The organism is Burkholderia sp. AU4i (genome assembly GCF_000466765.1).
In the GTDB taxonomy this organism is placed as follows: Bacteria; Pseudomonadota; Gammaproteobacteria; order Burkholderiales; family Burkholderiaceae; genus Burkholderia; species Burkholderia cepacia.
In genome coordinates this window covers 30,624-43,608 of record NZ_ASSI01000013.1, presented here as the reverse complement: position 1 = coordinate 43,608, position 12,985 = coordinate 30,624, and the positions used below count along the sequence as shown (strand labels likewise).

At 69.5% G+C, this 12,985-nt stretch carries 10 protein-coding genes; 4 read left to right on the top strand and 6 right to left on the bottom strand.

The annotated features are described in order from the left end of the window. Window positions 1-361 precede the first annotated feature (361 nt). The 5 genes from ilvD to L810_RS01940 all read right to left on the bottom strand — a co-directional run bounded on the left by ilvD (window position 362) and on the right by L810_RS01940 (window position 7,968). Window positions 362-2,221 carry a dihydroxy-acid dehydratase gene (ilvD, locus tag L810_RS01960; RefSeq protein WP_042972837.1) on the bottom strand — a complete coding sequence of 620 codons (1,860 nt, stop codon included), beginning with the start codon at window positions 2,219-2,221 and terminating at the stop codon, window positions 362-364. A gap of 284 nt (window positions 2,222-2,505) precedes the next feature. After that, window positions 2,506-3,528 (bottom strand): Ldh family oxidoreductase, encoded by a 1,023-nt coding sequence (locus tag L810_RS01955; RefSeq protein ID WP_021156669.1) that lies wholly within the window; start codon window positions 3,526-3,528, stop codon window positions 2,506-2,508. Beyond that, window positions 3,521-5,113, bottom strand: coding sequence for an aldehyde dehydrogenase (NADP(+)) (locus L810_RS01950; RefSeq protein ID WP_021156668.1), 1,593 nt, complete (start codon window positions 5,111-5,113; stop codon window positions 3,521-3,523). Before L810_RS01950 ends, L810_RS01955 begins: the two co-directional genes overlap by 8 nt. A gap of 76 nt (window positions 5,114-5,189) precedes the next feature. Then, window positions 5,190-6,815, bottom strand: a complete 1,626-nt coding sequence (locus L810_RS01945) for an APC family permease (protein ID WP_021156667.1) — start codon at window positions 6,813-6,815, stop codon at window positions 5,190-5,192. Window positions 6,816-7,047: 232 nt separating this feature from the next. Continuing rightward, window positions 7,048-7,968 (bottom strand): dihydrodipicolinate synthase family protein, encoded by a 921-nt coding sequence (locus L810_RS01940; protein ID WP_011547925.1) that lies wholly within the window; start codon window positions 7,966-7,968, stop codon window positions 7,048-7,050. Between the two features lie 251 nt (window positions 7,969-8,219). On the opposite strand from L810_RS01940, the gene L810_RS01935 reads away from it, so the two are divergent. From L810_RS01935 to L810_RS01920, 4 genes are all read left to right on the top strand, one after another. After that, window positions 8,220-9,152, top strand: a complete 933-nt coding sequence (locus L810_RS01935; RefSeq protein ID WP_021156666.1) for a 4-hydroxyproline epimerase — start codon at window positions 8,220-8,222, stop codon at window positions 9,150-9,152. Next, entirely contained in the window at window positions 9,149-10,276 is a 1,128-nt protein-coding gene (locus tag L810_RS01930; protein ID WP_021156665.1) for an NAD(P)/FAD-dependent oxidoreductase, read from the top strand. Before L810_RS01935 ends, L810_RS01930 begins: the two co-directional genes overlap by 4 nt. A 79-nt stretch (window positions 10,277-10,355) precedes the next feature. After that, the gene (locus L810_RS01925) at window positions 10,356-10,589 is read left to right on the top strand and encodes a 2Fe-2S iron-sulfur cluster-binding protein (RefSeq protein WP_012338331.1); all 234 of its coding nucleotides are present in this window, start codon (window positions 10,356-10,358) and stop codon (window positions 10,587-10,589) included. Continuing rightward, window positions 10,586-11,854 (top strand): NAD(P)/FAD-dependent oxidoreductase, encoded by a 1,269-nt coding sequence (locus L810_RS01920; RefSeq protein ID WP_021156664.1) that lies wholly within the window; start codon window positions 10,586-10,588, stop codon window positions 11,852-11,854. The genes L810_RS01925 and L810_RS01920 overlap by 4 nt, the downstream gene beginning before the upstream one ends. 83 nt (window positions 11,855-11,937) lie before the next feature. On the opposite strand, the gene L810_RS01915 is transcribed toward L810_RS01920, so the two are convergent. Beyond that, on the bottom strand, window positions 11,938-12,882 hold the full coding sequence (locus tag L810_RS01915) for a LysR family transcriptional regulator (RefSeq protein ID WP_021156663.1): 945 nt from the start codon (window positions 12,880-12,882) through the stop codon (window positions 11,938-11,940). Between the last annotated feature and the right edge of the window lie 103 nt (window positions 12,883-12,985).

Genomic DNA, 12,985 nt, shown 5'->3' with positions numbered 1-12,985 from the left:
TCTTCCGATCTGCCGTGCTGCGCCCGCCGCCCGCGCCGGGTGGCGACGCGCGTCCGATGCCGCCGGCGGTGCATCAGGGAGGCGAGGGGCGTCCGATGCCGCCGCCGGTGCGTCAGGGAGGCGGGGGCGGCGGCGGTTATGCGCGGCCGCAAGGTGGTGGAAACGGTGGCGGTAACCACGGTGGTGGCGGAGGCGGTGGCCCCGAGGATTTCCGTCACTGATGTCGCCGGCGCCGGGGATTCCCGGGCGCCGGACGAAAAAAAGCCGCTCCGGAGAGCGGCTTCCACAGCGGTGCGGGCGGGTTGTCCTGCCCCCAGGCCGACCGGCTGCGCGTGGCGGGCAGCCGGCGGTGCTGCTCGCGTCAGTCGTCGAGCAACGACAGGTCGCGCACGGCACCCTTGTCGGCGGACATGACCAGCTTCGCGTAGGCCTTCAGCGCGGCGGACACCTTGCGCGGACGCGGCTGCGCAGGCTTCCAGCCCTTCGCGTTCTGCTCTTCGCGGCGGCGCGCCAGCTCTTCGTCGGACACGAGCACGTTGATCGTGCGGTTCGGGATGTCGATGCGGATCTTGTCGCCGTCGCGCACGAGGCCGATCGCGCCGCCCGCCGCGGCTTCCGGCGAGCAGTGGCCGATCGACAGGCCCGACGTACCGCCCGAGAAACGGCCGTCCGTCAGCAGCGCGCATGCCTTGCCGAGCCCCTTCGACTTGATGTAGCTGGTCGGGTAGAGCATCTCCTGCATGCCGGGGCCGCCTTTCGGGCCTTCGTAGCGGACGATCACGATATCGCCGGCCTTGACCTTGTCGTTGAGGATGTTCTCGACCGCTTCATCCTGCGATTCGGTCACGTGAGCCGAGCCTTCGAACACGTGGATGCTCTCGTCGACGCCGGCCGTCTTCACCACGCAACCGTCGAGCGCGATGTTGCCCGTCAGCACGGCGAGGCCGCCTTCCTTCGAGAACGCATGCTCGTACGAGCGGATGCAGCCTTCCGCGCGGTCGAGGTCGAGGCTCGGCCAGCGCGTGTCCTGGCTGAACGCGACCTGCGTAGGGATGCCGGCCGGACCGGCCAGGTAGAACGTGCGGACCGCATCGTCCTGCGTGCGGACGATGTCCCACTGGTCGAGCGCATCCTTCAGCGACGGCGCGTGCACGGTCGGCACGTCGGTGTGCAGCTTGCCGGCGCGGTCGAGCTCGCCCAGGATCGCCATGATGCCGCCTGCGCGGTGCACGTCCTCGATGTGGTACTTGTTCGTGTTCGGCGCGACCTTGCACAGCTGCGGCACGACGCGCGACAGGCGGTCGATGTCCTTCATCGTGAAGTCGATGCCGGCTTCCTGCGCGATCGCCAGCAGGTGCAGGATCGTGTTGGTCGAACCGCCCATCGCGATGTCGAGCGTCATGGCGTTCTCGAACGCCTTGAAGCCCACCGAGCGCGGCAGCACGCGTTCGTCGTCCTGCTCGTAGTGCTGGCGGGTGAGCTCGACGATCCGGCGGCCGGCGCGCTTGAACAGCTGCTCGCGATCGGCGTGCGTGGCCACCACGGTGCCGTTGCCGGGCAGCGACAGGCCGAGCGCTTCGGTCAGGCAGTTCATCGAGTTCGCGGTGAACATCCCCGAGCACGAACCGCAGGTCGGGCAGGCCGAGCGTTCGACTTCGGCGACGTCGGCGTCCGAATACGACGGGTCGGCCGCGATCACCATCGCGTCGACGAGGTCGAGCTTCTTCAGTTCGACGGTCTTGGTGACCGGGTTCGCGAGGCGCGTCTTGCCGGCTTCCATCGGGCCGCCCGACACGAAGATCACCGGGATGTTCAGGCGCATCGCGGCCATCAGCATCCCCGGCGTGATCTTGTCGCAGTTCGAGATGCAGACCATCGCGTCCGCGCAGTGCGCGTTCACCATGTATTCGACCGAATCCGCGATGATGTCGCGGCTCGGCAGCGAATACAGCATGCCGTCATGGCCCATTGCGATGCCGTCGTCGACCGCGATCGTGTTGAATTCCTTCGCGACGCCGCCGGCAGCCTCGATCTCCCGCGCGACGAGCTGGCCGAGATCCTTCAGGTGCACGTGCCCGGGCACGAACTGGGTGAACGAGTTGACGACCGCGATGATCGGCTTCGAGAAATCGTCGTCTTTCATGCCGGTGGCGCGCCAGAGCGAGCGCGCACCCGCCATGTTGCGGCCGGCGGTGGAAGTTTTGGAACGGTAAGTGGGCATTGTCGTTGCTGAAGAAATATCGCGGGAAAAGGGTGGAGGCACGGGGAATAAGGGCCTCTCTCGCGCCCGTGCGAACAACCTCTTGAGCTGCGCCCTGGGCAAACCCGGCGATTATCCCACAGCCGCCGCGGGCGTGGCGCCCGCGGGGCCGGCAACCGGCGCCGCAGGCATGCCCGGCGTAAAACGTGCCGAAGGCCGCGGAACGGCCGCGCGACCGGGCGGGGAGGTGCCGGGCCGCGCATCGATCGGTGATCGCCGCGCGATCCGGCCCCGTGCGCGGGCGATCAGTCGAGCAGCGTCAGGATCTCGTCGTACAGCGCCTTCGGAATCCGCACGCCGTTCGCGATGCTGCGCGCGCGGGCGTCGAAGCGCCGTTGCGACGGCAGCCGCGCGCCCTGCGCGACGATCGATTCGAACATCCGCTCGCCGCGCGCGAGCCCCGTGTCGAGATCGTCGCCGAGGAACACCTTCGGGTCGAAGGCGATCACGAGTTCGCCATGGCACGGCGTCGCGCCGACGCCTTCGTCGAAGTCCATCGACTCGCGGCTCGTCATGTCGCCGATCAGCGCGCCGCCGAGCAACTCGACCATCGCCGCGAGCGCCGACCCCTTGTGACCGCCGAACGTGCGCATCGCGCCCTGCAGCGCGGCCTTCGGATCGGTGGTCGGCCGGCCATCGGCGTCGATCGCCCATTCCGGGGGGATCGCCTTGCCTTGCTTCGCATGCAGCTCGATGTCGCCGCGTGCGATCGCGCTCGTCGCGAAGTCGAACACGAACGGCACGCCGCCCGGGCGCGGCCACGCGAACGCGATCGGGTTCGTGCCGAACACGGGCTCCCTGCCGCCTTCCGGCGCGACCCAGCTATGGCTCGGATTCATCGCGATGCCGACCAGCCCCTCGGCCGCGATCGCCTCGACTTCCGGCCACAACGCGGAGAAGTGGTAGCAATGGTTGATCGTCATCGCGGCGATGCCGTGCTGTTTCGCCATCTCGACGAGCACCGGCAGGCCCGTTTCGAAGCTCAGCAGCGAGAAGCCGCGATGCGCGTCGACCGCGACGATCGACGACGACAGCCGGCGCAGCGTCGGCACGGCTTGCGGATCGACCTTGCCCTTCTTCAGCGAACGCACGCAGACGAGCAGCCGGTACACGCCATGCGAATGGCATTCGTCGCGCTGGCCCTGCGTGATCACGTTGGCGATGGCCCGGGCATGAGCGTCGGACATGCCGTGGTGCGTCAGCACGCGCAGCGCGAGCGCGTGGACTTCATCGAGCGACAGGACGACTTCGGCGGTTTGCTCAGACATGGTTCACCTCGCGCGGCGCGGGCACGCCGTCGATGCGCTGCGGCACGTTCAGCGGATTGCCGTTGCGGATCGCGTCCGGCAGCAACGCATCCGGCAGGTCCTGATACGACACGGGGCGCAGGAAGCGCTCGATCGCACGCGCGCCGACGGACGTCGTGCGCGTGTCGGACGTCGCCGGGAACGGGCCGCCGTGCACCATCGCATGGCCGACCTCGACGCCCGTGCCGAAGCCGTTGACGAGAATGCGGCCGGCCTTGCGCTCGAGCGTCGGGCGCAGCGCGGCGAACAGCGCTGCGTCGCCATCGGCGAGATGCGCGGCGATCGTCAGCTGGCCTTCGAGCGACTTCAGCACGCGATGCAGCGTGTCGGCGTCCGCGCAGCGCACGATCAGCGAAGCGGGGCCGAACACTTCTTCGCGCAGTTCGGGGCGTGCGATGAACGCGTCGGCCGACGTCGCGAACAGTGCCGCGCGGGCCTGGTAGCGACCGCCCTCGACGCCTTCCGCCAGCCGTTCGACCGCATCGTGCCCGCGCAGCGCCGCGACGCCTTGCGCGTAGCTCGCGTGGATGTGCGGTGTCAGCATCGTTTGCGCGGCTGCCGCGCGCACGGCATCGGCCGCCGCAGCTTCGAACGCGCGCAGCGCGGGCCCGTCGACCGCGAGCACGAGGCCCGGATTCGTGCAGAACTGGCCGGCGCCGAGCGTGAGCGATGCGACGAACTGCGGCGCGATCGTGTCGTGGCGCGCGTCGAGCGCGGCGGGAAACAGCAGCACGGGATTGATCGAGCTCATTTCCGCGTAGACGGGAATCGGCTCGGGGCGCGCAGCCGCGATGTGCATCAGCGCGACGCCGCCGCGGCGCGAGCCGGTGAAACCGACGGCCTTGATGCGCGGATCGGCGACGAGCGCCTGGCCGATCTCGCGCGATGCGTCGAACAGCAGCGAGAACACGCCGGCCGGCATCCCGCATTCGCGCGCGGCCTGCTGGATCGCGCGGCCGACGAGTTCCGACGTACCGGGATGCGCCGAATGTGCCTTGACGATCACCGGGCAGCCGGCCGCGAGCGCCGACGCCGTATCGCCGCCGGCGACCGAGAACGCGAGCGGGAAATTCGACGCGCCGAACACGGCGACCGGCCCGACCGCGACGTTGCGCAGGCGCAGGTCGACGCGCGGCAGCGGCTTGCGTTCGGGGCGCGCCGGATCGATCCGCGCGTCGAGAAAGCCGCCGTCGCGCACGAGCGACGCGAACAGCGCGAGCTGGCCGACCGTGCGGCCGCGCTCGCCTTCGATGCGCGCGCGCGGCAGGCCTGTTTCGACGACGCAGCGCTCGATCAGGTCGTCGCCGAGCGCCATGATGTGGCGGCCGATCGCGTCGAGAAACGCTGCCCGTACTTCGAGCGACGTTTCGCGATAGATGTCGAACGCGTCGTCGGCGAGCGCGCAGGCCGTCTCCAGGTCGTGCAGGCTCGCGCCGCCGAAGGCGGGCTCGAGCCGTTCGCCGGTGGCGGCGGCGATCGCGTGGAGGGTGCCGTTCTGTCCGGCGACGGCGGACTGGCCGATCAGGAGCTGACCTGTGAGTTGCATGGTTTTCCTCGGAAAAAAACAGGGGCCGGGCGTGGGGCGCCCGGCCGAAGGGATCATGGGAAACGGCGGGGGCGCGTCAGTCCTCGTCGTCGTCGAGCTGCAGCTTGCCGGAACGGACGCCGGTATTCGCCCCCCAGTAGTAGATGACGAGCGCGACGGCCGCGACGACGACCGTGTCGTACGGATGGGCGAGCCGGCCCGTGCCGCCGAAGCCGCCGAGATACGACAGCACGATCATCGCGGCATAAAACGCGATCAGCCACGCGGACGAGCGCACCTGCTCGGCGAGGCTCAGGTGCGCGGTCGGCACCCAGCGGCGGCACGCGAGATAGATGACGAACATCACGATCTGCAGGCCGAGCAGCCAGGACACCGTGCTCCAGCCCGACCAGTAGACGATCAGCGCGGCGATCACGAACGATGCGGGGCCGGTGATGCCGAACGCGCTCGCGCGGAACGGCCGCGGCAGGTCGGGCGCGGTGCGGCGCAGTGCGGCAACCGAGACCGGCGCGACCGCATAACTCAGCACCAGCGCGGCCGACACGATGTTGATCAGCGCTTCCCACGACGGAAACGGCATCGTCCAGAAGATCGCGAGGCCGAACGTGAGCCACAGGCCCGCGCGCGGGATGCCCGACGCTTCGTCGACGCGCGTGAACACCTTGAAGAAGGTGCCCGTCTTCGCCCAGCCGTAGACCACGCGCGGCGTCGCATTCATGTAGATGTTGCCGCAGCCGCTCGGCGAGATCATCGCGTCCGCGACGACCATCACCGCGAGCCAGCCGACGCCGAGTGCCAGCGCGATGTCGCGGTACGGCAGCGTGAACGCCTTGCTGATGTCGTGCCAGCCGCCGGCGAGCATCGCGGTGGGGATGCTGCCGATGAACGCGAGCTGCAGCAGCACGTAGATCAGCGTCGACAGCAGGATCGACAGGATCAGCGCGATCGGGATCGTGCGCTGCGGATTGCGCACCTCGCTCGCGACCGACACGATCGGCGTGAGCCCGAGGTACGCGAAGATGATGCCGCCGGCGGACACGGCCATCTCGATGCCCGGCATGCCGAACGGCGCGAAGCCGTGCACGGTCAGGTTCGCGGGCTTGAAGAACGTGAACAGCACGCCGATCACCGCGAGCGGCACGATGAACTTGAAGACGCTGATGATGTTGTTCGCCTTCGCGAACGTCTTCACGCTCGAATAGTTCAGGTAAAAGAAGAAGCACAGCAGCGCGGCCTGCACGAGCCAGCCGATCGTCGTCGGGTCGCTCGATCCTTCGACCGTCAGGCCCGGAAACCACGCGGCCGCGTACTGGCGCGCGGCGACGACTTCGATCGCGATCAGGCTCGAAAAGGCGATCAACGTGATGAAGCCCATCAGGTAGCCGAGCAGCGGGCCGTGCGAGAACACCGGGTAGCGGACCACGCCGCCCGCGCGCGGCAGCGCGGCGCCGAGTTCGCAGTAGACGATGCCGAGCAGCAGCACCGCGAAGCCGCCGAGCAGCCACGAGAAGATGCCGGCCGGGCCCGCGATCGTCGACACGTGACTCGCGGCGAACAGCCACCCCGAACCGAAAATGGCGCCGAGACCGATGAACGTGAGATCGGTCAGCGACAGCTGTTTCTTGAACTTGCCGTGACCCGCGTCGGGGTGCGCGGAACGGGAAAGCGGGACAGACGGGTGTGCGTTGCCTTGGCCTGGCATGGGCTTGTCTCCTGGGGGAATGGCGGTGCAGGCGTCGAATGCGCCGCGCTCCGACGGAGCAGCGGCGCACGCCTGCCGGCCGGCGTCGCCCGGTTCGAACGACCGGGGCGGGCCGCGGGCCGTTCACGCGCGGCGCAGGCGGGCGCCGGGGCGAACGGGCCTGCAGGCCATGCCGGACCGGAGACGGCGGCGCGCAGGGGGAAAGCCTGCAAGCCGCCGCTGGGGAAGTCGATCAGAGACCGACGTCGGGCAGCGCCGGGCGCGTTTCGAGCGCCTTCGCGACGATGGCCTTCACTTCCGCGAGCGTGTCGCCCTGCAACGCGAGGCGCGGCGGGCGCGTGATCGCGCTGCCGCGGCCGACCAGCTCTTCGCACAGCTTGATGCACTGCACGAGGTCGGGGCGCGCGTCGAGGTGCAGCAGCGGCATGAACCAGCGGTACAGCGCGAGCGCTTCGTCGAAACGCTTTTGCTTGGCGAGGCGGAACAGCGTCTCGCCTTCCTTCGGGAACGCATTCGACATGCCCGACACCCAGCCTTCGGCGCCGACGGCGATGCTCTCGACCACGACGTCGTCGAGGCCCGCGAACAGCACGAAGCGATCGCCGACCGCGTTGCGCAGGTCGATGAAGCGGCGCGTATCGCCCGACGAATCCTTGAAGCAGACGATGTTCTCGCAATCCTGCAGCGCGATCAGCACGTCGGGCGTCACGTCGTTCTTGTAGATCGGCGGGTTGTTGTAGACCATCACCGGCAGGTCGGTGCTCGTCGCGACCGCGCGGAAGTGCGCGGCGGTTTCGTGCGGCTTGGCCGAGTAGACCAGCGCGGGCATCACCATCACGCCGTCGACGCCGACGCGCTGCGCTTCACGCACCGTGTTGCGCGCGAATTCGGTCGTGAATTCGGCGATGCCGGCGATCACCGGAATCTTGCCGCCTGCCGCGTCGCGGGCGGCCTCGATCACCTGGAGTTTCTCGCTCGTCGACAGCGACGTGTTTTCGCCGACCGTGCCGCAGACCACGAGGCCCGACACGCCGTCGTTCACCAGGTTCTTCACCACGCGGTGCGTGGCGTCGATGTCGAGGGAAAAATCCGGCTTGAACTGGGTGCTGACGGCCGGGAAAACCCCGGTCCATTGAATGGCTTTGCGGCTCACTGAAATCTCCTACGTTCGTATCGGTCGGCCGACGGGTGTGTCGGTGTGGCAACCAGTATCGCCGCGCAAATGCCCATCACGCTTGAGTCGTATCGCGGAGCAAAATGACGAAATCGGCACAGCGGCCGGCAGGGGCGCGAAGGGTGCCTCGCACTATGCCGATTTCGTCGTCGTCCTCATCGAAAAGCCACAAGCGGACGGACGCGCGACGGAGGAAGCTATGCTCCTTTCCCCACTTCGGACGGCTCATGATGAAGCGCATCCAGATCATCGATTCGCACACGGGCGGCGAACCCACTCGGCTCGTCGTGTCCGGCTTCCCCGCGCTCGGCAGCGGCACGATGGCCGAGCGCCGCGACGTGCTCGCGCGCGAGCACGACCGCTACCGCACCGCATGCATCCTCGAGCCGCGCGGCAGCGACGTGCTGGTCGGCGCGCTGCTGTGCGAGCCCGTGTCGCCCGATGCGGCGGCCGGCGTGATCTTCTTCAACAATAGCGGCTATCTCGGGATGTGCGGACACGGCACGATCGGCGTCGTGCGCACGCTGCACCACATGGGGCGCATCGCGCCCGGCGTGCACCGGATCGAAACGCCGGTCGGTACCGTCGAGGCGACGCTGCACGACGACCTGTCGGTCAGCGTGCGCAACGTGCCCGCGTATCGCCATGCGAAGGGCGTCGCGCTCGACGTGCCGGGTTACGGCCCCGTGAAGGGCGACATCGCGTGGGGCGGCAACTGGTTCTTCCTGATCAGCGACCACGGGCAGCGCGTCGCCGGCGACAACGTCGCGGCGCTCACCGCGTATGCGTCGGCCGTGCGCGAAGGGCTCGAACGTGCGGGCATCACCGGCGCGAACGGCGGCGAGATCGACCACATCGAGCTGTTCGCCGACGATCCCGAGCACGACAGCCGCAGCTTCGTGCTGTGCCCGGGCCTCGCGTACGACCGTTCGCCGTGCGGCACCGGCACGAGCGCGAAGCTCGCGTGCCTCGCGGCCGACGGCAAGCTCGCGCCGGGCGTCGTGTGGCGGCAGGCGAGCGTGATCGGCAGCGTGTTCCACGCGAGCTACGAAGAAGCCGACGGCGGGATCGTGCCGACGATCCGCGGCAGTGCGCACCTGAGCGCGGAAGCGACGCTCCTGATCGAGGAAGACGATCCGTTCGGCTGGGGTATCGCGCCGTGAGCGACGCGAAGACGGATGTCGTCGTGATCGGCGCCGGCATCGTCGGCGCCGCGTGCGCGCACGAACTCGCGCAGCGCGGGCTGCGCGTGCTCGTCGTCGACGACGCGAGCGGCGGGGCGACCGGCGCGGGCATGGGGCACCTCGTCGCGATGGACGACAACGCGGCCGAACTCGCGCTGAGCCATTACTCGATCGAACTGTGGCGCGCGCTGAGCGGCGAGATGCCCGAAGGCTGCGCGTACCGCAACTGCGGCACGCTGTGGCTCGCGGCCGATGCGCACGAGATGGATCTCGCGCGAGCGAAGCAGGCGGCGCTCGCCGCGCACGGCGTGACCGGCGAACTGGTCGACGCGGCGGCGCTCGCGCAACTGGAGCCGATGTTGCGCGCGGGCCTCGGCGGTGCGCTGAAGATTCCGGGCGACGCGATCCTCTATGCGCCCGTCACCGCGAACTGGCTGCTGCAGCGCGCGCCGCGCATCACGCTGCGGCGCGACCGCGCCGTCGCGGTCGACGGCCCGAGCGTGACGCTCGCCAGCGGCGACACGCTGCGCGCGGAGCGGGTGGTCGTCGCGAACGGCGTTGCGGCGCGCACGCTGCTGCCCGAACTGCCGCTGCGCCCGAAAAAGGGCCATCTGCTGATTACCGACCGCTATCCGGGCCAGGTGTCGCACCAGCTCGTCGAGCTGGGTTATGCGGCGAGCGCGCATGCGAGCGACGGCACGTCGGTCGCGTTCAACGTGCAGCCGCGGCCGACCGGCCAGTTGCTGATCGGCTCGTCGCGCCAGTTCGATACCGAGGACGCGCAAGTCGAGCCGCCCGTGCTCGCGCGCATGCTGCGCCGCGCGGTGGGCTATCTGCCGGACCTGACCGACCTGAACGGCATTCGCGCATGGACGGGGTTCCGTTCCGCGAGCCCCGACGGCCTGCCGCTGCTCGGCGAGCACCCGGCACGGCCGGGCGTGTGGCTCGCGGTCGGGCACGAAGGGCTCGGCGTGACGACCGCGCCGGGCAGCGCGCGGCTCGTCGCCTCGCTGATGGCCGGCGAGCGGCCGCCCATCGATATCGAACCGTATTTGCCGGGACGCTTCCTGAGCGCGTCCCTCGTAGCCGGAGCGCTGACATGAAACGACCCCCACGCTCACTTCGTTCGCTGCCCCCCGAGGGGGCCGTCAGCCTCCTTGGGGCGGCCCGGCGGAGGCTGACATGATCATTCATCTGGACGGCCGCGCGCTGACGGTGGCCGACGGCGCGACCGTCGCGGCCGCCGTCGCGGCGAGCGGCGACGACACGACCCGCGTGTCGTGCACGGGCGCGGCGCGCGCGCCGTTTTGCGGGATGGGCATCTGCCAGGAATGCCGGATGACGATCGACGGCCGCCGTCGGCTAGCGTGTCAGACGCTGTGCCGCGACGGCATGCAGGTGGAGCGCACGCGATGAAACAGGAACGACTGAGCGTCGACATCGCGATCGTCGGCGCGGGCCCGGCGGGGCTGTCGGCCGCGCGGGCCGCCGCACGAAGTGGTGCGACGGTGGCGATCGTCGACGACAACCCGCGCGCGGGCGGGCAGATCTGGCGGCAGGGCGCAGCGGCCACGCCCGCGCCGGTCGCCACCGAGCGGCTCGCCGTATTGCGGCAGCCGAACGTCACGCATCTCGCGGCGACGCGCATCGTCGCCGAAACGCAGCCGGGCACGCTGCTGCTCGAAGACGACGAACGCGGGCTGCTGCTCGATTTCCGGACGCTGATTCTCTGCTGCGGCGCACGCGAACTGCTGCTGCCGTTTCCGGGCTGGACGCTGCCGGGCGTCACCGGTGCGGGCGGCCTGCAGGCGCTGGTCAAGTACGGCCTCGACGTGCGCGGACAGCGCACGGTGATCGCGGGCAGCGGGCCGCTGCTGCTGGCGAGCGCGGCGACGGCCCGCCAGGCCGGTGCGCGCGTGTCGCACGTGCTCGAACAGGCAGGCTGGGGCGATGTGGCCGGCTTCGGCGCCGGGCTGTGGCGCTGGCCGTCGAAGTTCGCGCAGGCCGCGAAGCTCGTCACGGCTGCGTACCGGGCCGATGCGCACGTCGTCGAGGCGTTTGGCGACAAGCGGCTCGAACGCGTGCGGATCCGGCACGGCGACCGCGAGTTCGACGTCGACTGCGACCGGCTCGCGTGCGGTTTCGGCCTCGTGCCGAATACGGTGCTGCCGAGCCATCTCGGTTGCCGGATCGACAACGGCGCGGTCGCGGTCGATGCGCACCAGCGTACGAGCTGCGACGGGGTGTTGGCGGCCGGCGAGTGCACGGGTGTCGGCGGCAGCGAACTGGCGATGGTCGAAGGCGAGATTGCCGGCCATGCGGCAACCGGGCAGACGGCGCCGCTGGCGGCGCTCGTCGAGCGGCGCGCGCACTGGCAGGCGTTCGCGGACGCCGTGCGCGAGCGGTTTGCGATCCGCGAACCGATCCGCCGGCTGGCGCGGCCCGATACGCTGCTGTGTCGCTGCGAAGACGTGCGTTTCGAGGCAGTCGCGCAAGCGCCGGGCTGGACGGCCGCGAAACTGCAGTCGCGTTGCGGGATGGGCGCATGCCAGGGCCGCGTGTGCGGTGCGGCTGCGCAGGCGTTGTTCGGCTGGACGCCGCCGGTACCGCGCACGCCGCTCGTGCCCGCGCGGGTCGGTACGCTTATGCTGGACGGCACGGCCTCCTGCGACGGCGCGTGACGCATCGCGGAATTACGGAATCGCAACATCGCAACATCGCAACATCGCAACATCGCGGCCCGGTTGACACCGGGCCGCGTCATTCATTCCGCCGTCACTTTCTCCCATCCGCCCACCTGCGGCGCCGCACAGGCGCGCAGGCACTCGATCGTCGCGGCCACCGCCGCGCGATTCGCACTGTCGGGGTGCCAGTACATCGACACCGCGCCCTGGCCTTGGAGCTGCATCGGCAGGATCCGGATCGCGTTCAATTGCGCGAAGCGCTGCGCGGCACGATACGACGCGACACCGAGCAGGTCGGTGTTGTTCAGCAGCGTGAGGTTGAGGATCGACGAATTCGATTCGACACAGTGGGGCGGCCGAACGCGGCCGGCGGCCGTCAGCGCGGTCTCGAGCGCGTTGTGCACGGGCGTGCCCGACGGCCACACGATCCACGAACAGGCGAGCACGTCGTCCCAGCCGACCGACGCCGCACCGGCGAGCGCGTGACCGGGCCGCGCGACGAACACGACCGGATCGACATACAGCGCTTCGGCATGCAGCAGCGGATCGACGGATGTCGACCCCGAGCGGCCCACGACGATGTCCAGTTCGCTGCGCGCGAGCTGCGGCATCAGCTGGTTCATCGTGCTTTCGGTGAGCCGCACCTGCGCGCGCGGCATCCGTTTGAGCAGTTGCGACACCGCGAGCGGCACCGTGTCGGCCGCCGCGACGCCTGACGTGCCGATCGTCACGAGGCCGCTGCCGCCTTCCCGCAACGCGGCCATGTCGTCGCGCGCGACGTCGAGCTGCGCTTCGACGCGGCGCGCATGCTCGATCAGCGCTTCGCCGTAGGAGGTCGGCCGCAGCCCGCGCGCATGCCGTTCGAACAGCGGCAGCCCGACGTCCTCTTCCAGTTCCTTCAGCCATTTCGACAGCGCGGGCTGCGTGGTCGCGAGCGTCACCGCCGACTGGCTCAGGTTGCCGGTGCCGGCAAGGCTCAACAGTACCTGCAGATGCCGCAGTCGCAGCCGGTGGGTCCAGTCCATCGCATGCCTCGTCGCTAGAAGGTATATCCAGAATGATATGGATTAGATGATTTGACCATTTTACCGGGTATGTCTGGGTCGAATATAAATCTGCTGACGGACT